Source organism: Paraburkholderia oxyphila NBRC 105797, from assembly GCF_000685075.1.
Classification (GTDB): Bacteria; Pseudomonadota; Gammaproteobacteria; order Burkholderiales; family Burkholderiaceae; genus Paraburkholderia; species Paraburkholderia oxyphila.
On record NZ_BAYD01000068.1, the window covers coordinates 1 to 23,329 of the forward strand.

Annotated in this window: 15 protein-coding genes; 13 read left to right on the forward strand and 2 right to left on the reverse strand. The window is 63.3% G+C overall.

All coding sequences use genetic code 11. The features are described from left to right. Window positions 1-603: 603 nt before the first annotated feature. The 3 genes from BO1_RS32445 to BO1_RS32455 all read left to right on the forward strand — a co-directional run bounded on the left by BO1_RS32445 (window position 604) and on the right by BO1_RS32455 (window position 3,458). The gene (locus BO1_RS32445) at window positions 604-1,365 is read left to right on the forward strand and encodes a bestrophin-like domain (RefSeq protein ID WP_028221115.1); all 762 of its coding nucleotides are present in this window, start codon (window positions 604-606) and stop codon (window positions 1,363-1,365) included. A gap of 294 nt (window positions 1,366-1,659) precedes the next feature. Continuing rightward, window positions 1,660-2,634: a cysteine synthase A gene (locus BO1_RS32450; protein ID WP_028221116.1), complete on the forward strand. Its 975-nt coding sequence runs from the start codon at window positions 1,660-1,662 to the stop codon at window positions 2,632-2,634. A 71-nt stretch (window positions 2,635-2,705) separates the two neighbouring features. Further along, the gene (locus tag BO1_RS32455) at window positions 2,706-3,458 is read left to right on the forward strand and encodes an alpha/beta hydrolase (protein ID WP_028221117.1); all 753 of its coding nucleotides are present in this window, start codon (window positions 2,706-2,708) and stop codon (window positions 3,456-3,458) included. Between the two features lie 30 nt (window positions 3,459-3,488). On the opposite strand, the gene BO1_RS32460 is transcribed toward BO1_RS32455, so the two are convergent. Further along, on the reverse strand, window positions 3,489-4,946 hold the full coding sequence (locus BO1_RS32460; RefSeq protein ID WP_028221118.1) for an NCS1 family nucleobase:cation symporter-1: 1,458 nt from the start codon (window positions 4,944-4,946) through the stop codon (window positions 3,489-3,491). 198 nt (window positions 4,947-5,144) lie between these two features. Between BO1_RS32460 and BO1_RS32465 the strand changes: the two genes are divergently transcribed. The 7 genes from BO1_RS32465 to BO1_RS32500 all read left to right on the forward strand — a co-directional run bounded on the left by BO1_RS32465 (window position 5,145) and on the right by BO1_RS32500 (window position 18,695). Further along, window positions 5,145-7,151, forward strand: a complete 2,007-nt coding sequence (locus BO1_RS32465) for an amylo-alpha-1,6-glucosidase (RefSeq protein ID WP_028221119.1) — start codon at window positions 5,145-5,147, stop codon at window positions 7,149-7,151. A 142-nt stretch (window positions 7,152-7,293) separates the two neighbouring features. Next, the gene (locus tag BO1_RS53695) at window positions 7,294-10,026 is read left to right on the forward strand and encodes an MGH1-like glycoside hydrolase domain-containing protein (protein ID WP_043287510.1); all 2,733 of its coding nucleotides are present in this window, start codon (window positions 7,294-7,296) and stop codon (window positions 10,024-10,026) included. Between the two features lie 41 nt (window positions 10,027-10,067). Next, window positions 10,068-13,178, forward strand: a complete 3,111-nt coding sequence (locus BO1_RS56640; protein ID WP_028221120.1) for a CHAT domain-containing protein — start codon at window positions 10,068-10,070, stop codon at window positions 13,176-13,178. 142 nt (window positions 13,179-13,320) lie between these two features. Continuing rightward, window positions 13,321-13,914, forward strand: a complete 594-nt coding sequence (locus tag BO1_RS32480) for an OmpA family protein (protein WP_043287512.1) — start codon at window positions 13,321-13,323, stop codon at window positions 13,912-13,914. 181 nt (window positions 13,915-14,095) lie between these two features. After that, a complete protein-coding gene (locus BO1_RS32490; RefSeq protein ID WP_407670029.1) occupies window positions 14,096-15,229 on the forward strand; it encodes an alpha/beta hydrolase in 1,134 nt (377 codons plus the stop codon). Between the two features lie 537 nt (window positions 15,230-15,766). Then, a complete protein-coding gene (locus tag BO1_RS32495; protein ID WP_028221124.1) occupies window positions 15,767-16,909 on the forward strand; it encodes a porin in 1,143 nt (380 codons plus the stop codon). 316 nt (window positions 16,910-17,225) lie between these two features. Beyond that, complete coding sequence (locus BO1_RS32500; RefSeq protein ID WP_028221125.1) at window positions 17,226-18,695, forward strand: Do family serine endopeptidase; 1,470 nt, start codon at window positions 17,226-17,228, stop codon at window positions 18,693-18,695. Window positions 18,696-18,721: 26 nt separating this feature from the next. Here the strand turns inward: BO1_RS32500 and BO1_RS32505 are convergent, their stop codons facing one another. Beyond that, complete coding sequence (locus BO1_RS32505) at window positions 18,722-20,512, reverse strand: alpha-keto acid decarboxylase family protein (protein WP_156992516.1); 1,791 nt, start codon at window positions 20,510-20,512, stop codon at window positions 18,722-18,724. Window positions 20,513-20,813: 301 nt separating this feature from the next. On the opposite strand from BO1_RS32505, the gene BO1_RS32510 reads away from it, so the two are divergent. The 3 genes from BO1_RS32510 (at window position 20,814) to BO1_RS32520 (ending at window position 23,329) form a co-directional block, all read left to right on the forward strand. Beyond that, complete coding sequence (locus BO1_RS32510) at window positions 20,814-21,491, forward strand: heavy metal response regulator transcription factor (protein WP_028221127.1); 678 nt, start codon at window positions 20,814-20,816, stop codon at window positions 21,489-21,491. Continuing rightward, complete coding sequence (locus BO1_RS32515; RefSeq protein WP_028221128.1) at window positions 21,488-22,894, forward strand: heavy metal sensor histidine kinase; 1,407 nt, start codon at window positions 21,488-21,490, stop codon at window positions 22,892-22,894. The genes BO1_RS32510 and BO1_RS32515 overlap by 4 nt, the downstream gene beginning before the upstream one ends. A gap of 147 nt (window positions 22,895-23,041) precedes the next feature. Beyond that, entirely contained in the window at window positions 23,042-23,329 is a 288-nt protein-coding gene (locus BO1_RS32520) for a hypothetical protein (protein ID WP_028221129.1), read from the forward strand.

The window sequence follows — 23,329 nt, forward strand, 5'->3', positions numbered from 1 at the left end:
GCGCAGCAAAAGCTCCTCGAAATTGTCCCGGATCGTGCACCACTCAAACGAGGTCGCGCCCAGGGCTGCCGCGTAGCGCGCCAGTGCCTTGAGGCCCGGGCAAGGTGCGGGAATGGCTTTCGAGTTCTAATGCAACTAACAGCCTTGGAAAGTAGCGCTCAACTATCGCCGGTTCCCGGCGCACGGACCCCGCTAACAGGGGAGGCCGGCGGAGCGTCCTCTTTCCAGCGGTGTGCGGGTGGTGGCGCTCAGCGCACATCTGGCGGACGCAAACGCATCGGGCACGGCGCATCCGATCGGTCCGGCGAGCACACACGTGCGGCCACCGAGTGTTACGGCAGGTTGCGGTTGAAGCCGTCCGCTTCCACAGTGCCGAGATACGCGAACGCCCACAGCGCGCCCGCGATGCCGTGAATGGTCACGCCGGCCGCGGCGCAGGGCTATGTCGGATAGGACCAAGGTCCACTATCGGCCTGGTCTTGCGTCCCCTACGATGACATACGCGAATGCGGCCAGCCCCCCGCGTTGCCCAGCGTGGCCGCGTGCATGCACAGGAGGCCGGCTGCCGCCGCACCCGTGCAACATTTGATGGAGGCCTCAAAGGTGCACCATCTGAGCGTCGCATTGATCGTATTCGTGTGTGTCTTCTGCAGCGCTTTGCTCGGTTTGTATTTGCGCACCTTGCTTCCGGAGCACCATCTGGGTGAGGACTCTATGGCTGTCGTCAAACTGACAGCTGGCCTGATCGCCACGATGGCCGCGCTGGTACTTGGCTTGCTGATCTCATCGGCGAAAAGCTCATTCGATACCGTGAACACCGAAGTCACCCACGAAGCCGCCAATGTCATCCTGCTCGATCGCGTGCTTGCCCAGTATGGGCCGGAAACGCAGGAAATCCGCGAGTTGCTGAAGCAGATTGTTGCGACGGGAGTTCAGCAAGTTGCGTCAGCCGACGCAGCGCAGCTGGCACGGATGCACGGCCCCGAAGCGCTCAAGCGCGGGGAAAATTTCGAGCGCAAATTAGAGGAACTGTCGCCGCAAAACGACTTGCAGCGGCGGCTGCAGGCGCGTGCGATCGAGATGGCCGACAACGTGCTGGCCATCCGCGAACTTGGACTGCTACAAGCGGTGGGCTCGACCCCAACGCCGCTGTTGATCACCCTCGTGTTGTGGCTGTGCATCATTTTTGGCGCTTTTGGCCTGTTCACACCCCCGAATGCGACGGTCGCTATCGCGTTGCTTCTAGGCGCGCTATCCACGTCCGGCGCCATCTTCCTGATTCTGGAAATGAATACGCCACTCGAGGGGCTGGTCACGGTCTCGCTCACGCCGATGCGCGAGGCGCTCGCCGTTCTCGGCCAATAGCAAAGCGAGGCGCGGGACCAAGATCCTGGGCTTGCAGTCCAGCAAGGCCAGTGCGCAGGATCAGTCATGGCTGCAGTTGCACGCGGTATAACCACCGCATAGGCCATTCGTGTTCGGGAATCGCCGCCATGATCAGAGGCGGTGGCGTCGGAATATCCAGGAAGAGGCTGCGATCCGCGTATCGCACACGTCGCAATCAAGCGGTGGGTCGAAGCCAGCAACGGGCACGGGATCTTCGCCTATGCTTTCAATTGGCAGCGCTCTGTTGCCAGTCGGGCAGTTGCAGGGGGAGGTATGCGTGTGCGCGAGGGGTTTGCCGGATGTGTGGGCGACACGCCGCTTATCCGGCTTGCCGGGCTCAGCGAGGAGACCGGTTGCGAGATTCTCGGGAAAGCCGAGTTCATGAACCCGGGCGGTTCGGTCAAAGACCGTGCCGCGCTCTCTATCATTCAGGATGCCGAGCAGCGCGGCGAACTCAGGCCCGGGGGCACCGTGGTGGAGGGCACCGCGGGCAATACCGGCATCGGCCTTGCCCATCTCTGTGCGGCTCGCGGTTATCGCTGCGTGATCGTTATTCCGGAGACGCAGTCCCCCGCAAAAATGGAGCTTTTGCGCGTCCTGGGGGCCGAAGTCCGCCCGGTGCCGGCTGCTCCGTACAAGGATCCGAACAACTACCAGAAGATCGCCGCGAGGCTCGCCCAGGAGCTTGATCACGCGATCTGGGCGAATCAGTTCGACAATCTGGCCAACCGCAGGGCTCACTACGAGACGACCGGACCCGAAATCTGGCGTGATAGCGCTGGCACGGTCGATGCGTTCGTCAGCGCCACCGGTACTGGCGGCACCCTCGCTGGGGTGGCCCGCTTCCTGAAGGAAAAGAACCGCAACGTGCGGATCGTTCTCGCCGACCCGCACGGCAGCGGGTTGTACAGCTTCGTGAAGACGGGCGAGATTCAGGTGGAAGGCAATTCGATTACCGAGGGAATCGGCTCCAGCCGCGTCACGGCGAACCTCGAGGGCACGCCGATCGACGACGCCTACCGGGTCGATGACCAGTCATGCGTCACCATGGTTTACCGGTTGCTGCGTGAGGAAGGGCTCTATGTGGGTGGTTCGACGGGCATCAACGTCGCGGCCGCTGTCATGCTTGCCCGAGACATGGGGCCGGGACATACGATCGTCACGCTGCTGTGCGACCGCGGCGAACTCTACCGATCCCGTCTTTTCAATCCGGACTGGCTCGAGCAAAGGGGGTTGGTTCCGGCATAGGTGGCCAGTCAGTCAAGCATCCGTGATGAAATTCACCAGGTTAATGCTGGCCCGGCTGCGTTGCGTGCCCGATTCGGTTCGCAGGAGTCGCTAACTTGCAGGATCGTTTTCTCTACTTCCCTGAGAAGGCTGCAATCGGTGACGTCGTCTCCGGCGGGCTTCGTGCGTGGCCGACACCCGCGGCGTTCCGCGGTCTCGTGGCCGAACCGGCTGGATCCGCGCGCGCCACCGCCATCGTCTTTCATGGCAATGCGGGGCATGCCGGACACCGTTCGTTCTACGCGGCGGTGCTCACCCGGCTCGGGCTGCGCGTGATTCTTGCCGAGTATCCAGGCTACGGGCCGCGTGACGGCACGCTGGGCGAAGAGAGCCTGGTCGCCGATGCCCTGCAGACCATCGTGCTGGCGCATCGTCTCTATAATGCACCGCAGCTGCTCATCGGCGAATCGCTCGGCGCCGGCGTGGCGGCTGCGGCCAGCTCGCGTGAGCGCGACAAGACCGCTGGCTTGCTGCTGATCACGCCTTGGGACCGGCTCGAGCACGTCGCCGCTCATCACTTTCCGTGGCTGCCCGTGAAGTGGCTGCTGCGCGACCGATACGACAGCGTGACCCACCTGTCGTCGTGCGGCTTCCCGGTTCTCGTCGTGCTTGCGGAGCGCGACAGCATCGTCCCCGCGCGCTTTGGCGAAGCGCTCTACGACGCGCTGGCAGAACCAAAACGGCTGATCGTGGTGAAGGCGGCCGACCATAACGACTGGATTGGCCGCGTCGACGAAACCTGGTGGCGGGAGGCGCTCGGCTTTCTGCTCAAGCCTTCGCGCTGAACCCGACCACCGGCTCCTGAAACAAGGTCCTCAAGCGCTGGTCGGCGCGGCCACGGTGCGCGGCCGCAGCGTCGCCATGATGAGATACGTGCCGCCGCCGATCCCCACACCGAAAAACCAGCCGTAGGTGTTCCACCAGGCCGGCAGCAGGTTGGTGAGGTTCGGCAGGAAGGTCGAGAACACGCTGCCGAGCGCCGCAGAGGCCAGCGCGTTGACGTTCCAGCCGCCTTCGTAGCGGTACTCGCCGTGCTCCTGATAGAGCGCGGCGACGTTGATGTTGCCTTTGGCCACCAGATAGTAGTCCACCAGGATGATCCCCAGCAGCGGGCCCATCGTGGCGCCGATGGCGTTCACGAAATGCGCGGCGTTGCCTTCCCACGGCGCGAACGGGTAGAGCACCAGCGCAATGGCCGCGGCGATGTAGCCGCCTTTCTTGAAGCTGATCTGCCTCGGGAACACGTTGGAGATATCGAATGAAGCCGAGACGAAATTGGCCACCACGTTGATGCCCAGCGTGGCGACCGCGAAGGTCAGTGCGGCGATGAGCGCCAATGCCCAGCTGTCGAATTTGGCGGAGATCTGCTCGGGGTGCAGCAGGACTTCGCCGTACACCTTGAAGGCGGCGATGGTGGTGACGCCAGCGACCAGCGAGAACGCGATCAGGTTGACCGGCAGGCCCCACAGATTTCCCTTCTTCACCGCGTCGCGGTTCTTCGCGTAGCGCGAGAAGTCGCAGAAGTTCAGGTATAACGCCGCGAAGTAGGTGATCCAGGTCGCGCCCACGGCCATCAGCGCCCAGAACGAGCCAGGCTCGCCGCTGACGCCGGCGTCCCGGGTCTTCTCGAGCAGCATGTTCATCGGAATGCCATGGCTGAACGAGAAGCCGCCGGCCTTGACGCACAGACCGATCGCGAGAATCAGCATGGCGACCCACACCGCGGGCCCCGCCCAGTCCTGGAATTTGCGCACCGTCTCCATGCCCTTCTGGATGATGAGCAACTGCAGCGCCCAGATGATCACATAGCAAATCACTTCCAGCCCCGAGTGGCCGAGCAAGCGCGTACCCTGGTGGAATTGCATCAGGCTGCTGCTGCGGATCAGCAGCGCGACCAACGCGCCCGAAGCCGCTGCCGTTTGCGCGCCGTACCAGAAGCAGGCTACGACGGCGCGCACCAGCGCCGCCAGATTGGCGCCCCACACACCGAAAGAGGCGCGTGCCAGCACCGGGTAAGGCACGCCGGTCCTTTCGCCCGCGTAGCCGATCAGGTTCATCAGCGCGAAGATCACCAGCGAGCCGAGCCCGATCGCGAGAATGAAGTTGGTAAAGTTGCCGCACAGCAGGAACAGGCTGGCGGCGAGGTAATAGCCCCAGAGGCTGTGCACGTCCGAGGTCCAGACGTTGAAGATGCTGAAGCCTCCCCAGTTGCGCTCCCTCGCGGGCGCGAGATCTTCGTTGTACAGGCCGGCGGAAGGGCTGAGGGTTTCCATCTGCATCTCCTTTGAGCTCGTTGAAATCAGGCAACAACGACAGACCTCCTGGGCAGAGATACCGCTGTGCCTGAAGCGAGATGGTATGCAAGAACTGTAGCTACCTTGCCTTACAGTTCCGAATGGGTTAACCCTGACCACTATGCACCTGAATCACGGGCAGACCAACCGGAATAACCACGAGGGCAGGACGACCCGATGACGCGTCTTGACAGTCCTATCGACGCTGGCCGTCTCGACGACGAATGGCTCGAAGCGGACGGCAATGGCGGATTCGCGTCCGGCACGGCCGGCACCGCGCGTACGCGCCGCTACCACGCGCTGCTGCTCGCGGCGACGCAGCCGCCCACCGGCCGCGTGGTGCTCGTCAACGGCATCGAAGCCTGGATCGAGGATGGCGAGCGCAAAACAGCGCTGACGATGCAGCGCTATGCGCCCGATCTGCTCTATCCCGACATCTCGGCGAGCATCGCGAGCTTCGCCACGTCGCCGTGGCCGACGTGGCGCTTCCTTCTGGACGGCGGCGCGGTGCTCACAGCCGAGCTGTTCGTTGCGAAGGCAAGCCGTGAGACCGTGCTGCGCTGGCGCCTCGAAGCACCGTCCGGGATCAAGCCGGATACGCGCACCGATGCACCCGCGTCGCACGCCATGCCGCCGGCGCCCACGCTGAAAGTCCGACCGTTGATGTCGGGCCGCGACTATCATGCGCTGCACCACGAGAACCCGGCGTTCGCGTTCGATGCCCAGATCGACGGCGAGCGGGTGCGCTGGCAACCGTACGGCGATCTGCCCGGGATTGTTGCCTTCTCGAACGGCAGCTATACGCATGCGCCGGACTGGTACCGCAGCTTCTGCTACCCGCGTGAACGAGAGCGCGGTCTCGACTACATCGAGGATCTCGCGACGCCGGGAGTTTTCTCGTTCGATCTCGGCAAAGGCGACGCAGTGATTATGTTGCGTGCGCAATTATCTACAGAAGCGGCCGGTACCCCTCATGGGGCCTGCGACAGCGCGGTGAGGCGCGCGGCGCTGCTTGCCGGCTTCGAGGAACTGCGCAGGGCGTCGCGCGGCTCGCGCCTGGAACGCTCCGCTGACACCTACATCGTCGCGCGAGGCGAGGGCCGCACGATCGTCGCGGGCTACCCGTGGTTCACCGACTGGGGCCGCGACACCTTCATCGCCATGCGTGGCCTGCTGATCGCAAACGGCCGCCACGAGGACGCGGGTGCGATCCTGCTCGAATGGGCGGCGACAGTCTCCGAAGGCATGCTGCCGAATCGTTTTCCCGACGCCGGCGGTGTGCCGGAATACAACTCGGTCGATGCATCGCTGTGGTTCGTGGTTGCGGTGCACGACTATTTCGAAGCGGCGAAGGTGCCGGGCGCAACGCGGCGTGTGTTGCAAGGCGCGGTCGACGCGATCCTCGACGGCTATGCGCGCGGCACGCGCTATCGGATCGCAGCCGATCCGCGTGACGGGCTGCTGCGCGCCGGCGTGCCGGGCGTACAGCTCACCTGGATGGATGCGAAGGCCGGCGACTGGGTCGTCACGCCGCGCATCGGCAAGCCGGTCGAAGTCGAGGCGCTGTGGATCAATGCGCTACGCATTGCGGGCGCGTGGGATGCGCGCTGGCGCGAACTCGAAGCGCGCGCCAGCGCCTCGTTCGCCGAGCGCTTCGTCGATCCATCGACGGGCGCGCTATTCGACGTGATCGACGTCGATCATGTCGAGGGCAAGGTCGATCGCTCGATCCGGCCGAATCAGATCTTCGCGGCCGGCGGTCTGCCGTTCGCGCTGCTCGAAGGCGATGCGGCACGCCCGGTCGTCACGGAGGTTCAAACGCATCTGCTCACACCGATGGGGCTGCGTACGCTGGCGCCGGCGGACCCCGCCTATTGCGGGCGTTACGGTGGCGGCGTGCTGGAGCGCGATGGCGCGTATCATCAGGGCACGGTCTGGCCCTGGCTGCTTGGACCCTTCGTGGATGCATGGCTGCGCGTCAATGGCGATACCGCGGTACAACGCGCGCTCGCACACGAGCGCTTTGTCGCGCCGCTGCTCGCGCATCTTGACCGCGCCGGGCTCGATCACATTTCCGAGGTCGCCGATGGCGACGCGCCGCACACGCCGGGCGGCGCACCGTTCCAGGCGTGGTCGCTCGGTGAGTTGCTGCGCATGCTCAAACGGCTTGGCGATCCAGGCTAGCCCGTCTCGGTACGCTGCGCCGCCTGGCTGTGAGCCGCAGCGCCAAAAGCGCGCTAGCATGTGACTCTCGACGCGCTCGCGCGCCGTCCGACGTGGTGCGCCCGAGGTACGACCCCGGCAGCCCCACGAGAGGGAGAAGCCCATGCTGCAGCGTGCCGCCGGCCTCATTCAGACGATTGAAGGCCAACGCCTGTACTCGAGCGACTATGCCCGCTGGCAACGCTGGGGGCCGTACCTGAGCGAGCGCCAGTGGGGCACGGTGCGCGAAGACTACAGCGAGCACGGCACCGCGTGGGACTACTTTCCGCACGACCACGCGCGCATGCGCGCCTATCGCTGGGGCGAGGACGGCCTGGCAGGTTTTGCCGACGAGCGGCTCGCCTGGTGCTTTTCCGTTGCACTCTGGAACGGCCGCGACCCGATCCTGAAGGAGCGGCTGTTCGGCCTCACGAACGAAGAGGGCAATCATGGCGAGGACGTGAAGGAACTGTACTTCTACCTCGACAGCACGCCGACGCATTCGTATATGCGCATGCTCTACAAGTACCCGCAGATCGCGTTTCCGTACCAGGACCTGATCGACGAGAACGCACGGCGCGGCGCCGACTTGCCCGAGTATGAAATCCTCGATACCGGCGTATTCGACGACGAACGTTATTTCGACGTGCAGATCGAATACGCAAAGCACACGCCGGAAGATATTGTGATGCGCGTGGCGGTCGAGAATCGCGCGGAGCAGCACGCATCGCTCGACGTGCTGCCGCAGATCTGGGCACGCAACACGTGGTCGTGGAAGGCCACAGTCGGCAAGCCGTCGCTCACGCTCGTCTCGTCGTCGGACGGCGAACACGTTCTCGCGCAGTGCAAGGGTGACAATTCGCACGAGCCGCTCGTCGTGACGGCGGCGTCGAAGGGGGGCGAGCGCGTCGAGTGGCTGTTCTGCGAGAACGACACCAACGTGAAGCGGCTCTTTGGTATGGACGGTGGCGGCCCGTTCAAGGACGGCATCAACGACTATGTCGTGCATGGCCACGCAGACGCGATCCGGCGCGACGCCGGCACGAAGGCTGCCGCGCGGGTTCATCTCGAACTCGCGGCGCACGGCCGCGCCGTGCTCACGTTCCGCTGGCGGCCGCTGTGCGCGCCCAGGGACGAGGTGCCGCTCGACATCGACGCCCTTTTCGCGCACCGCATCGACGAAGCGGATGCGTTCTACGGCGCACTGCAGCGCGACATCGAGAGCGCAGACGCGCGACTCGTGCAGCGCGAGGCACTCGCGGGCATCCTGTGGTCGAAGCAGTACTACCAGTACGACGTGCACCGCTGGATCGAAGGCGATCCGCTGCAGCCGCCGCCGCCCGCGGGCCGCCAGCGCGGGCGCAATGCGGATTGGCAGCATCTGTGCAATGCGGACATCCTCTCGATGCCGGACAAGTGGGAGTATCCGTGGTACGCATCGTGGGACCTCGCCTTCCAGGCGGCCGCGTTCGCACTGGTCGATCCGATGTTCGCGAAGAAGCAAATGCTGCTGCTCGTGAAGGACCGCTACCAGCATCCGAACGGCCAGCTACCCGCGTACGAGTGGGCATTCGGCGACGCGAATCCACCGGTGCATGCGTGGGCCGCGTGGCGTGTCTATGAGATCGATCGCTCGATCACGGGAAAGGGCGATCGGGAATTTCTCGAGCTGGTCTTCCACAAACTGCTGCTGAATTTTTCCTGGTGGGTCAACCGCAAGGATGCGGACGGCCACAACATCTTTCAGGGCGGCTTCCTCGGGCTCGACAACGTCGGCATCTTCGACCGCTCGTCGCCGCTGCCAACGGGCGGCCGTCTCGATCAGGCGGACGGCACCGCGTGGATGGCTGCGTATGCGCTGGACCTGATGCGCATTGCGCTCGAGCTCGCGTTCGAGAATCACGTGTTCGTCGACATCGGCGTGAAGTTCTTCGAGCACTTTCTGTATATCGCGGGCGCCGTGAGTTGCGATGACGGCTGCGAGACCGGACTGTGGGACAGCGTCGACGAATTCTTCTACGACAAGCTGCGGCTGCCCGACGGCACCGCCGTGCCGTTGCGGATGCGCTCGATCGTCGGGCTGATTCCGTTCTTCGCGGTGCGGGTGCTCGAGGAGCGGGTGCACGGCGGCCTGCCAGGCCTGCGCGACCGGCTCGTCTGGTTTCTCGAGCACCGGCCCGACCTTGCCCGGCTCGTGTCGCGCTGGAACGCGCCGGGCAAGGGCAATTCGCTGCTGCTGTCGCTCTTGCGCGGGCATCGGATGAAGGCATTGCTGCGGCGCGTCCTCGACGAAAGCGAGTTCCTCTCGGACCATGGCGTACGCGCGCTATCGCGCACCCACCTCGACGAGCCTTTCGTCTACGGCTACCACGGCTGCCATTTCTGCGTCAAATACCTGCCCGCCGAATCGGACTCGCGCGTGTTCGGCGGCAATTCGAACTGGCGCGGCCCGGTGTGGATGCCGGTCAACTATTTGCTGATCGAGTCGCTGTACGAATTCCACCGCTACTACGGCGACGACTTTCTCGTCGAGTATCCGACTGGCTCGGGCGCGAAGCTGTCGCTCGCGCAGATCGCCGACGAGCTTGCGCGCCGCGTCACGACACTGTTTCTGCTCGACCGCAACAACGAGCGTCCGGTGATGGGTGCCTACCCGCTGCTGCAGGCTGATCCGCGTTGCCGCGACCTCGTGCTGTTTCACGAGTACTTCCACGGCGACAGCGGGCGCGGCGTCGGCGCATCGCACCAGACAGGCTGGACCGCGCTCGTCGCATTGATGCTGCAGCCGCGCGTGATGAGTCCATCGGGCAACGTCCCCGTCGCGGGCGAGTTCAAGGAGGTGGGGGTGGTCAAGTGAGGATTCCTCTTTCGACACCGCGAGTCCTGCGCTGCCGCCTTGTGCTCCATCTCGCCACGGCCATACTGCTTGCGTGCGCCGTCCAGGCGTCGAGCGCCCAGTCGATCGTTCCCCGGGACCCGGCCGATGCGGGTTTGCCCGTCGAGGTGGACGGACGACACATCGCGGAACTCGAAGCCCGTGCCGCGGCATCTGTGCCCGAGGGGGCATCGGACGCCGACCTGTGCGCGTTTTATCAGGCGCGAGGGCTGGCCAACTATAGCCTCGGGCGTTATCCGGAAGCGATTTCCGATCTATCGCAGGCGGCTCAGTTAAGCCCGCCAACGCAGAAAGTCACCGAGCGCTGCGATAAATGGCGCATTCGATATGATCTTTCGACCGCCTATGCCGCTTCGGGTGACATCGTTGCCCAGATCGACTATTTGAAGCGCACGCTTGCAGCCATGCCAGCGTCGGCGCTGCGTCACCAGGCCTATTTCCACGCGCGCCTCGCCGATGCCTATATGGCGCTGGGCATGCTGAATGAGTCCGGTGAGGAATTGCAGCAGGTCAAAAACATGCTGTCCGACGCAGGAGACGAAAGCAGCGGTGGGTTCAAGGACCTGGATCTGGCGGTGGTCTACTCGCTGGAGGGACGGCTGCAGATGGTGCAGGGCAACTACCGGGCTGCCGAGGACCTCGAACGGCGAGAAGTCGACGCACGTCGACGTTTCCTGGCCGAGCTGAACGACAGGCACACGCCGGACAGCGCCGTGGTGCGGTGGCATCGAGAGGCATTGACATCGGCAGAACGCAGGTTGGTGGCCACGCTCGTCAGCGAGGGCAAGTTGGGTGAAGCCGCCTACTACGCTCGCGAGTCCCTGGCCGAAACCCTGGCCCTGTCCGGCCCGAGCACCGTCGCTACCAGTGCGGCGCTCAAACAGCTAGGCGTGATCCGGCTTCAGCAAGGCCAGCTGGACCAGGCCGCGGCGCTGTTGGAGCAGGCGCTGCAATCCGTTCAGCAAGCGCAGGTACAACCGTATTCGCTGGCCTTGGCGGACCGTCGCGCATGGATCGGACTCGTGCAGGTCATGCGGGAAAATTGGACAGAGGCGGCCAATACCTTTGCCGCTCGTGATGCCGGCCAGCGACGCAGCCCTGAGCAATTCGCGCAGCGCGGATCGAGCAATCTCGACTGGGCATTTGCGTTGCAAAATAGCGGCCAGCCCGCACGCGCCGAAGCCATGTTGCGACGCATGCTTGCGTGGAGACAGCGTCACCGGTTCAGCGATCCCCTTGTGACCGCCTATATACGAGGATACCTGGCGAACGCGCTGGCTGCGCAACACAAGCAAGACGAGGCTTTGGAGCAATACCGGCTCTCGCTCCCGGAGATAACCGGACTGAACGGGTCTGAATCGGGCGGATCCGACAGCGACTGGCCGGGCGGATTTGTGCGCCAATACCGGCTGCGCGTGGTCGTCGAAGGATATCTGGAACTGCTTGCGAACATGCAGGCGTCCGGTGCATCGAAACCGGGCGTCGATGTCGCGAATGAGGCGTTCAAAGTCGCCGATATTGCACGCAACTCCGCTGTGCAGCAGGCGGTCGTTGCGAGTGTGGCTCGCGCCAACCTGCCGGACCCGCAGCTCGCCGCACTAGCCCGCCGCGAGCAAGATGCCGCAAATCGCGCACAGTCGCTCGGTCATCTGCTCGAGCATTTGACTGCCTTGCCGCCCTCGCAGATTGACGACGCGACGGTGACGGCGCTCGAGCGTGAGCTACATGGCGCGGCCGGGCAGCAAGCCAGTTTGAGAAAGGAGATCAATGATCGATTCCCTGGCTACGCCGACTTGACCGAGCCACGTCCAGCGTCGATCGATGACGTACGGCGACTGTTTCGGCCGGGCGAGGCCCTCGTCGCGATTTATGTCGGCACCCGTCAAACGTATGTCTGGACGCTGTCTGGCGAGCGAACAAGCTTTCGGGCGGTTGGCGTCGCCCGTCAGCACTGGCGGGAGCAGGTCGCGTTGCTGCGGCAGAGCGTCGATCTCTCGGACGGTCGGATCAAGCCCTTCGATGTCGCCGATGCGCAGCGGCTCTATTCCGTGCTGCTCGGTCCGGACGCTGACCTGTGGGCATCGGCACGGACGCTCGACGTGATTCCGGACGGCCCGCTTGGGCAGGTTCCCTTCGCCCTTCTACTGACGGAACCCGGCGATATCCCTCGACCCGGCACGCGTGGCACCTATGCGGACATGCCCTGGCTCATCAAAAAGCTTGCGATCGAACAGTATCCATCGGCCAGCGGATTGGTTGCGCTGCGCAAGGCAGCGCCTGTGGCGAGCGAGCGTCGGCCATTTGTTGGCTTTGGCGATCCCGTGTTTGACCTGGACGCGCAGCGAGCCACCACGACGCGCAGCCTGGCGGTTCGCCACCTCGCCATGACGCCCTCCCTGCCTGACTCGGCTGGCGTAGCCGAACCCGCGAAGCAGGCCAGCCAACCAGCGGCTGTGCTGCCAGACGCGTCGGCCATGCCGGCCATCTCGCCAGGCGAGGTTTATTCATATCTCCCGGCACTCCCCGATACCGGCGACGAACTTCGCGACATGGCCAAGGTGATGGGTGCCGACCCGCAGCGCGATCTCTTTCTTCAACGCCGGGCGACGGTCTGCAACGTGAAAGCCACCGACCTGTCGCAATACCGCGTCGTGGCCTTTGCAACCCACAGCCTCGCCGCCGGCGAAGTCATCGGACTCGACGAGCCCGTGCTTGCGATGTCCAATCCCGCACTCGTACACGACGAGTGCAGCAACGGCTTTCTGAGTCTCGACGACGTGTTCGCGCTCAAACTCGACGCGGACTGGGTGGTGCTGTCGGCATGCGACACAGGGAGCGCGGATGGCGTGGGCAACGAAGCGGTCTCCGGACTTGGCCGGGCCTTCTTTTATGCCGGTGCGCGCAGCCTGCTGGTCTCGAACTGGGCAGTGGAGACGGTCTCCGCGCGGCTGCTGACCACGGGGCTATTTCGGATACAAGCCGCCAATCGAGGCATCACGCGAGCCGAGGCGCTGCGGCAATCCATGCTCGAACTCATGTCCGCGCGAGGCAGCGACTACGGGCATCCGGCATTCTGGGCGGCTTTTTCGCTAGTGGGCGACGGAGCACGTTGAGCCGGCCTGCCGAGGTGCAAACCGGCTTCGATTATGGCGAGCGTCCTTCCAAAAACGGCCCGAATCATCGATAACTCAACATGCAGGCGCTGCGTCGCCGCCTCCAACAACTCAGGACGTGAAGCGTGATGGAGACTCTGATATGTGGAATCTGACTCAGCCTGACTTTAATGCGGCCCGCGGGCGCAACGGTCTGCTTTTGGCGGTTCTGTGCGTCGCCAGCCTGGCACGCCTCGCCTGCGCCGCCGAACCCTTGATACAAGAGCAGGACGTCGATGAGCAATCGATCATCCAGGCGCTGACACCAGAAAAGGCCGAGAATCGTGTGGTCACTCGCGGATTGAGGTACAGGGATCCTGGTACCGGGAGTGACTCGCTGGCACCCGCGAGCAAGCCGTCCGTGGCGTTGTTGATCACCTTCTCGACTAACTCGACAACATTGACCAACGGCGCGCGTGCCGCGCTTGACAAGGTCGCGCACGCGCTACAGTCAACTCAATTGTCAGAATATAAGTTCCGCATTGAGGGGCACGCCGACCCCCGAGGTTCGGCCGTCGCGAACATGAAGCTCTCCGCGGATCGCGCCGTGGCCGTCCTGGATTACCTCACGCGTGGGGACGGCATCGCGCCCGAGCGTCTTTCTGCGGTCGGAAAGGGTTCATCCGAGCCCCTGAACACGCGTAATCCGGCCGCACCGGAGAACCGGCGCGTGACGATCGTGAGGCTGCCTGACTGACCAACTCGTTTATCCATGCCTTGGGCAACGTCGTGGCTCTCACGTGTCACGCCGGCCGTTGGCAAATCACGCCATACCAGCCCAGCCCGCGCCAGGTCTCGTATCCCGGCGTCGCGGCGAACGCAACAATCGTGCCGTCGGCGGTGCGATAAAAGCCCGTCTGCTTGCCGTCGGATTGCAGGTGGAAGCGCTCGGTCAGGATGCCTCTCTCGTCGGACGCAGCGATCACGCGAAACGACGAGTCGACAATCATGCAGCGGCATATTGTCAACCGCAGCTTAACGCTGGTGTCTTTAAAGGCGCGTTTTTCTTATCCAAAGACGCGCCTATGATGAAATCCATCGCACCAGACATTTCCACGCGGGAGCATCCGACCATGACGATCACCAGCAACATCAGAACCGTCACCTACAAAAACCTCGGTTGGCATTCGGCCGCCGACATCTATTTGCCGCCGAACTTCGACGAGACGAAAAAATATCCGGCAATCGTGAGCACGCATCCGATCGGCAGCTGCAAGGAACAGACCTCCGGCAATGTCTACGCAGCCGCGCTGGCGAAGGAAGGCTTTGTCGTCATTGCGTTCGATGCGAGCTTCCAGGGCGCCAGCGGCGGGGAGCCGCGCTTCATCGAAGATCCGGCGATCCGCGTTTCGGACATCCGTTTCGCCATCGACTACCTGGTGACGCTGCCCTATGTCGACGAGAACCGCATCGGCGCGATCGGCGTGTGCGGCGGCGGCGCCTACACGATTAGCGCTGCCATGACCGACCGCCGCATCAGGGCCCTGACGTCGATCACCGGCGTCAACTTCGGCAGGCTGATGCGCGAGGGCTTCAGCAATTTCGATCCCGTGAGCGCGCTGGAAGCCATGGCCAGGCAGCGCACCGCGGAGGCCAAGGGCGCGCAGCGCAACGTCATCAACTATCTGCCTGGCTCGGTGGAGGAGGGCAGGAAGAACGGCGTGACGGATATCGACGTGCTGGAGGCGACGGACTACTACACGTCCCCTCGCGGCCAGCAACCGCATGGGGCCACCAGCGGGCTGTTCTCGTTCAACAGCGCCGCCATGGGCTGGGATGCCTTCCTGCAAGCCGAAGTGCTGCTCACGCAGCCGTTGATGATCGTCATTGGCGACAAGCCCGGCGGTTTCGGTGCGTACCGCGACGGCTGGGAGATTTACGGCCGCGCGGCGTCGAAGGACAAGCACATCGTAGTGGCCGAAGGCTGGTCGCACTACGACCTCTATGACAAGCCCGAGCCTGTGGCGCTCGCGCTGGCCAAAGTGGTGCCGTTCTTCAAGGAGCACCTGTAATCGTTCAGGAGACCGCCGGTGCGATGTCCGCGCCGGCAGGGGCCGATCCATCATCCAGTTAAATCGGATACCTGAATAAACAAGGTACTGGTGCGGCGGAGCCGCTGCAAGAATTTACAAATACCGTTCAGAAGCGATGGTGCAGATTGCACACGCTATTTTGCCTCTGGAATGCCGTCCTGTTCAATTGAGCCAACTCGCTCCCCCTGTGGTTCATGGGATGCGCCACCTGAGTTGACGACATTGTTTTCACTCTTGAAGCGGTGGATATTTGTCGCTCTCTTACGACACACATGGGTCGCGAAACCCGATTCATTTTCATCTGTAGAGCCGGGAAGCCCCTACACTCAAGGCTGCCGGGCGCCGCATCCCGGTTGCGTTTTTTGAAAGACTGAGTTTCGGCGCGTCACCTCCAATTTGCAAAGCAGCTACGTAAACTTGCGCGCAGTTCCACGCAAGCGCTTATAGCAGCACTGCGCCGTAGTGTGTAGCAGGAAGCTGCAAATTCATTCACTCCAATGATCGGGTAGAAGGCAAATGAGGAAGACATGTCTGGCGGGGCTGTTGTCCACCCTGGTATTGTGCAACGTCGCACACGCGCAAAGCAGCGTCACGCTGTACGGCATTATTGATGAAGGCCTTGACTTCACAACCAACACGGACGGCCATCGGGGCTATCAGATGGTGAGCGGTGACACGGTTGGCAGCCGGTTTGGGCTGAAGGGCAATGAAGACCTGGGTGGTGGCCTGAAGGCGGTGTTCCAGTTGGAAAACGGGTTTGACACCAATAATGGCGAAATGGGCCAAGGTGGCCTGCTGTTCGGCCGCCAGGCTTTTGTTGGCCTGTCGTCGGCGCAGTTCGGTACGCTCACATTGGGGCGCCAATACGACCCAACCATCGACATGTGGAGCGGCTACACCGCGGCCGGCAACTGGGAAGGCGACCTTGGTTCGCATCCGTATGACAACGACAACGCCGATTGGGATTACCGCATCCAGAACTCCGTCAAGTACGTGTCGCCGACCGTAAGCGGCTTCACCGGCGAAGCCATGTATGGCTTTAGCAACGACACCGGCTTTGCCAACAACCGGATGTATAGCGCGGCGGTTCAGTACCAGATGGGGCCGTTCTCCGCTGTTGCGGCGTATATGTTGACCGACAATGGCGGCGCGACGTCCGGCGGCGCGGTGCCGAGCGCAACGGTCGTGTTTACGGCGTCGAAGCAGCAGAACATCGACGGTGGTCTGTCATACAAGTTCGGCGACAAGGCGGTTGTTTCACTCGCGTATTCGCATGTCGACGTGTATAACCCGACCAGCAATGCGTACTTCTCGACCCAGCCGATCGCCGGGACACAGGATTCGTGGAAGTTCGACAACATCGAAATCAACGGTCAGTACTACTTCCGTCATGACTTCTGGCTGGGCGCTGCCTATACGTTTACGCACGCCCACATTTCGACGGTCACGGGTAGCTCGGATTCGAACTGGAATCAGCTCTCGCTCATGCTCGACTACGACCTGAGCGCGCGCACCTCGGTGTATGTGCAAGGGGCCTATCAGCATGTGGACGGTAACACGGGCCAAGACTTTGACTATGCAAACATCATCGGCTCGCCGGGCCAATCCTCGACGGGCAACCAGATGGTGTATCGCGTAGCCATGACACACCGCTTCTGAGAAACGGTCTCGAAAAGAGTTTGCGGGTTACGCGGCCGCTTCTCGTGGTCCTGCTTTGCGCGTCGGCGCGCATTGCGGGATCAATCTACAGACGAAAGCGGCAATCGCTCAGGATGGCTAACGCACGGTTCCAGCACGCCAGGAATGCAACGCTTCGCAGGTTGGTCCTGCTCGGTATACGTGGCATATCCGGGATCCTGTATGAGCGGTCGTTCGCGTCCGGCATGCCAAATCCCGACGGGAGCTTAAGCCTGCTTTAAGCGATTACGCGTACGGTTCGAATCTCGAAAACCGCTTCCCACTCCGTACTCGAATCATGAGCAGCAAAATCCTTTCACGCGGTGCGGCGACCGCCGGTGTCGTTGCCGCACTCGCGGGCGCCTACGCGGTCGGCCATCACACTGCCGACGCCTCACAGGTCGTCAATCCCGGAAACGGCCCGATGCCGATCGGGTCTGGCGCGAACGCCGGCATACCCGACTTCTCTAACATCGTCGCGACCTACGGCCCTGCGGTCGTCAACATCAGCGCCCAGCACATCGGCGGCCAGCCGGATCCGCAAGGCGAAGACAATGGAGACGGCACAGACAGTGGCGCATCGAGCGAGGCGCTGGGCTCCGGCTTCATCATCAGCCAGGACGGCTACATCCTGACGAACGACCATGTCGTCGACGGCGCGGACGTGGTCACGGTCAAGCTGAAGGACAAGCGCGAGTTCCGTGCGCGCGTGATTGGCGCCGACAAGCAGTCGGACGTCGCGGTACTGAAGATCGATGCGACGAACCTGCCGACCGTCAAGATCGGCGATCCGTCGCGGAGCAGGGTGGGCGAATGGGTCGTCGCGATCGGCTCGCCGTATGGCTTCAACAATACGGTGACGTCCGGGATCATCAGCGCGAAGGCGCGCGCGATGCCGGGCTCGGCCTACACGCCATTTATCCAGACCGACGTGCCGGTGAATCCGGGCAACTCGGGCGGCCCGCTGTTCAACATGAAGGGCGAGGTAATCGGGATCAACTCGATGATCTATTCGCGCACCGGGGGCTTTCAGGGGCTATCGTTCGCAATCCCGATCAATGAGGCGATGCAGGTCAAGGACGACCTCGTGAACACTGGCCATGTGAGTCGTGGCCGTCTTGGCATCGGCGTGGGTCCGCTCGATCAGGCGAGCGCAAAGTCGCTGGGGATGGACCGGCCACAGGGCGCGCTGGTCGCGTCGGTGGATCCGGACGGCCCGGCCGCGAAGGCGGGAATGCAGGCCGGCGATGTGATTTCATCGGTCAACGGCACACCGGTGACCGACGCGTCCGAGCTGCCGGCGCTGATCGCGCAGCTGACGCCAGGCTCGACCGCGCAGATCGGCGTCTGGCGCAACGGCGGCACGAAGCGACTCGGCGTGACGATTGGCGCGCTGTCCGGCGCGACCGGGTCGGCGAACGCGGCCCCAGACGCGCAGACTGTGCCTGCCGAGCCCGCGCCGCCGCAACCGGGCCATGCACGGCTCGGCGTCGCGGTCCGGCCGCTGACGCCGCAGGAGCAGAGCGACCCGTCACTGTCGTCCGGCTTGCTCGTCGAGCAGGCGCAGGGGCCCGCGGCGAACGCGGGGATCCAGTCGGGCGACGTGATTCTCGCGGTCGACGGCCACCCGATCGACAGCGTCGATCAGCTCAGGCAGATGATCGCGCAAGCCGACGACAGCGTCTCGTTGCTCATCGAGCGTGACGGCGAGCAGATGTCGGTGCAGGTCGATCTGGGCCTGGAAGCGCCAACCGCCTCGCAAACCTGAGTTGTTGCGAGGCGGCGTGCTTCTATTCAGCGCTGTGCTGCGCCGGTCCGGAGCTGGAGATTCTCGCGGTGCTGCGGGCCGCGCGGACCGTAGTCGAGCTCTGCGCCCAGGTTGCTGCTTCGCGTGATCGCCGCGGGCGCGTCGCACGGGTCCATGATCGATTCGACGAAAACCAGTTTGTCGTTCGGTGCGGCGAGGGCGGCTTGCAGATCCCCGCAGGTCCGGGCCACGAACGACTGCACGATTGCACCGGGATGGAGCACTTTCGGCAGATCGGCGTAAGACCAGTTCGCAATATCGTTGTAGGGTTCGGTCTTGCCGAGGTAGCCGCGTTCGATGGTGTAGCCACCGTTGTTGATCAGCAGGATCGCCGGCTTGTGATCGTGGTGCAGAATGGTCGACAACTCCTGTGCGGTGACCTGGAAGGAGCCATCGCCTATGAGCAACACGTGGCGGCGCTCGGGGGCCGCAGTCAGCGCGCCAAGCAGGGCGCCGACCGAATAGCCAATCGAACCCCAGTTGATCGAACCGATGAAGGTGCAACCCGGCGGAAGCTGCAGCCCGAGCAGGGAAAATGACGTGCCATTGTCGACATACAGGACGTCTCCGGGCCGCAGATAGTCCTGAACGGCCTGCCAGTAGGCGGCTTGCGTCAGCTTCGCGGCAGCCTCGACGTGCGCGCGAGCGGCTGGCGCGTCAACCGGACGCTGAACGTGCGTCGCGACCTGCGTTACGGTCTCGATCACGCCGCGCAGCACTTCCTTGAGCGTCACCGCCTGATAGTTGTCTTCGCCGATGTCCACGGCATGTGCGCGCGCGTGGATCGTGGCGACGGGCAGCGTTGCCGTGAAATCGCCCGTGGTCACCTCGATCGGCCGGTAGCCGATGGCGAGCAAACAGTCGCTGCTCTCGATCGTCTCACGTACGCCTGGCTCGCTGCTTTTGCCGCCGTAGATGCCGACGTACTGCGGGTGCGACTCGTCGATTACGCCTTTGGCTGCGTTGATCACCGCGAGCGGAGCCTGCAGCTTTTCCGCCAGCGCCACGAGCTCGGGCACGACGTCGAACCGGTCGGCATCCGTATCCACCAGAATCGCCGGTGCCCTGGCGGCGGACAACTGTTGCGCGAGTGCGGCGATGCACGACTGCAGCCGTTCCGGATCGCCCGGAACGTGGGCAAGAACGAGCGGGGCAGCCGGCACCTCGATCTCGAGATATGCGATATCCGAGGGCAGTTCCATATAGACCGGGAGCTTTTCGCGCCATGCCGTGAGGATCAGCCGGTCGATCTCGACGACCGCGTTGCGCGGCGTGATCCTGGCCTGGGCCACCGTCACCGGCGCATAGGCGCGCAGGAAGTGGTCGAAGTTGCCGTCAGCCATGGTGTGGTGCATACCCAGGCCACGCTCGATGGAGCGCAGCGGGATCGAACCGCTGATGCAGATGACGGGAACGTGCTCGGCATAGGCGCCTGCCACGCCGTTGAGGGCGCTCAAGGCACCGACCCCGTTCGTGACAAGCAGCGCGCCCAGGCCGTTCAGCCGGGCATAACCGTCCGCCGCATAGGAGGAGGTCAACTCGCCCGTGGTGCCGATCCATTCGAGTGCGCCACTATCGTGAAGTTGTTGCAGGAGTGTGAGGTTGTAGTCGCCCGGCACGCCAAACAAATGACGAATACCGGCTTCCTCGAGGCGACGAAGGAGGAAGTCGCCAATCGTCATACGTTGGGTGGGGTTAGCCGTGTTTTGCGTGATTTCCATGGAGGACTCCCAAGATGGATCATTGGAGGAATGTGCGGTACCGATGCTGAATCGCACTCCGCGGAAAGCAGGCGCCCATCCCGGCTGTGGTTCTTCACCACCAGCAGCCCGATGCGTAATTCGGTTTGCGGTACGACGGATTCAGAGTCTAGGCGCCGCGCAAAAACAACAGCGTGACTGAGTCATTACAAAAAAATATCAGGGAGGGGACACGCTGCACTTCGTCATTTCCTTGTAATGATTGGGTAACGGTCCTGATAGCGCGCACTGCCTAGACTGCAATGACGCCCGGCTGGTATAGGGGCGCAAACAAGCAGAGAATCAGTGACACGCGCATAGAGTGCAGGGATCGGACGCCATGAAAATCCTCGTCATCGAAGACGAAGCCAAGACCAGCGAGTACATTCAGAACGGCTTGACGGAAGCGGGCTACGTGGTGGACGTGGCCACGAACGGCATCGACGGGCTGCACCTTGCGCAGGAGATGGGCTACGACCTGATCCTGCTCGACGTGATGATGCCGGAGATGGACGGCTGGACCGTCATGAAAAAGCTCGGCGCGCGCACCAAAACCCCGGTGTTGTTTCTGAGCGCGCGCGGCACGCTAGAGGACCGGCTGAAGGGCCTCGATCTCGGCGCCGACGATTATCTCGTCAAGCCTTTTTCGTTTGCCGAGTTGCTCGCGCGCATCCGCATCATATTGCGGCGCGGTCAGCCGCAAAAGCAGGATGAACAGATCTTCGAAGTCGGGGATCTGCGCGTCGATGTGCCGAAGCGGCGCGTCGACCGGGCCGGCGTGCGCATTACGCTCACCAACAAGGAATTCAACCTGCTGGCGTTCTTTCTGGAGCATCAAGGTCAGGTGCTATCGCGCGCGCTGATCGCTTCGCGCGTATGGGACATGAATTTTGACAGCGATAGCAACGTGGTCGATGTCGCGGTGCGCCGGTTGCGGCAGAAAATCGACGACCCGTTCCCCGTTCGCCTGATCCACACGATTCACGGCGTGGGATACCGTTTCGAGTACGAAGCATGAAGCGGCTTTCGCTCACCACGCGCCTTGCGTTGTTATACGCACTCATCGTATTTTCGGCGATGGCGCTGCTCGGGACCTTGCTATACCGCGGCCTGGAGCGGCAGCTAATCATGCGCGACGATGCGGCGCTGGTGACGCGGGTGGACCAGCTTCGCACGCTCATGAACGATGTCGACGTGCGCGAGCTGATTCGGGACAAGCCTCATCTCTTCGCGAACATGCTCGGTAATACCGAATCCCTGCTGATTGTGGGATTTCCGGGTGAAGCCCCTCTCATTACGGTGAATCCGGGGCACAGGGCGGTGCCGGACGTGGCGCCTGTGCCGATGAACGCGCCACTCACGCTCGGCGCCGTTCACCATACGCGTGCGGCCGATGGAACGCCGTTCATCTACGTCGCGGCCGCGGCGCACGCCGTATCCGGCAAGCAGGATCTGCAGATCATCTCCGGCCGCTTGCTGACCGAGCGCACCCAATTGTTGCGGGCATACCGCAATCAGATACTGCTATTCGCCTCCGCTGGCGCGATCATCGTCGCCTTGCTTGCGTTTGTCCTTGCCCGCCGCAACATGCAGCCGTTGCGTATTCTCGCTGCGCAAACCGGGGCGATCGGCGTCAGCACGCTTTCGACGCGCATTGAGCAGCGCGCCGCGCCGCCCGAACTCGACGCACTGATCGCGGCATTCAACGGCATGCTCGATCGGCTCGAACGCGGGTTCACGCAGTTGAAACAGGTCTCCGCGGATATGGCGCACGACCTGCGCACGCCAATTGGCAATCTGCTGGGGCAGACCGAAGTGGGCTTGAGCCAGACACGCGACACGGCCTACTACCAGCGGCTGCTCGGCTCGAACTACGAGGAGCTGCAACGCCTGTCGAAGATGATCGACAACATGCTCTTTCTTGCGCGCACCGAGCAGGCCGACAATGCCATCGAGCGCAAGGAAGTGCCGCTTGCCGTGGAATTCGAGCGCATGCAGGAGTATTTCGAAGGTCTCGCGGAGGACCGCAACGTGAGCCTCGAGTGGCGCGGCGAGGGCCACGTGTGCGCGGACCCGGATCTGCTGCGCCGTGCGTTGGGGAATTTGCTTGCGAATGCCTTGCGGTACGCGGAACCGGGCACGGCGATCTCGACCATGGCGGATCAGGGACCGGACGCCACGACGCTCCACGTCGAGAATCGCGGACCGACGATCGAGCCGCATCATCTCGAACGAATCTTCGATCGCTTCTACCGGGCCGATCCGTCGCGGCATCGGTCATCGGAGTCGAGCGGGCTCGGGCTTTCGATCGTGCGCAGCATCATGCAGCTGCACGGAGGCACGTGGCACGCTTCGAGCAGCAACGGCGTGACGCGCTTTACGCTGGTGTTTCCGCGGCAGCGCGAGCGCGGGAACCCGTAGGCGCCCCAAGGGCGGCGGGGCGGCAAACCGCGCTATGATGGGCTGCCTTGAATTGGGAATGCGGGACGCAACCCATTGGTGCGCATGTGGGTTGTTCGTACGAGTGGAATTCAGCATGTATTCCAGTCACGAAGCGTTGAATATGCGATGAAACAACGTACATGGCCCAGAAGCGCTGTCGTTTGTTCATTCCTGGCTTTCATGCCGCTTGCGGGTTGCGTGGCCCGCGGCGCGCCGTCCTGGTCGCTCTTCGGCGCGTACTTTCCGTACTGGCTCGTGAGCGCCGTGATCGGCATTGTGGGCGCGATCGTCGCGCATCGCGTATTCGTTGGGACCGGCTGGGTTCGCCAGGTGCCTTACCCGCTTTCGGTCTGCACCGCGATCGGTATCGTCGTCGGGGTGCTCGCGTGGTTGTGGGGAGCGGGGCAGCTCTGA

Excerpts from the sequence above, each read along its gene's own strand:
- BO1_RS32520 (WP_028221129.1), top strand. The coding sequence starts at position 23,042 with ATGAAACAACGTACATGGCCCAGAAGCGCTGTCGTTTGTTCATTCCTG.
- BO1_RS32465 (WP_028221119.1), top strand. The coding sequence starts at position 5,145 with ATGACGCGTCTTGACAGTCCTATCGACGCTGGCCGTCTCGACGACGAA.
- BO1_RS32500 (WP_028221125.1), top strand. The coding sequence starts at position 17,226 with ATGAGCAGCAAAATCCTTTCACGCGGTGCGGCGACCGCCGGTGTCGTT.
- BO1_RS53695 (WP_043287510.1), top strand. The coding sequence starts at position 7,294 with ATGCTGCAGCGTGCCGCCGGCCTCATTCAGACGATTGAAGGCCAACGC.
- BO1_RS32460 (WP_028221118.1), bottom strand. The coding sequence starts at position 4,946 with ATGGAAACCCTCAGCCCTTCCGCCGGCCTGTACAACGAAGATCTCGCG.
- BO1_RS32480 (WP_043287512.1), top strand. The coding sequence starts at position 13,321 with ATGTGGAATCTGACTCAGCCTGACTTTAATGCGGCCCGCGGGCGCAAC.
- BO1_RS32515 (WP_028221128.1), top strand. The coding sequence starts at position 21,488 with ATGAAGCGGCTTTCGCTCACCACGCGCCTTGCGTTGTTATACGCACTC.
- BO1_RS32510 (WP_028221127.1), top strand. The coding sequence starts at position 20,814 with ATGAAAATCCTCGTCATCGAAGACGAAGCCAAGACCAGCGAGTACATT.
- BO1_RS32495 (WP_028221124.1), top strand. The coding sequence starts at position 15,767 with ATGAGGAAGACATGTCTGGCGGGGCTGTTGTCCACCCTGGTATTGTGC.
- BO1_RS32450 (WP_028221116.1), top strand. The coding sequence starts at position 1,660 with ATGCGTGTGCGCGAGGGGTTTGCCGGATGTGTGGGCGACACGCCGCTT.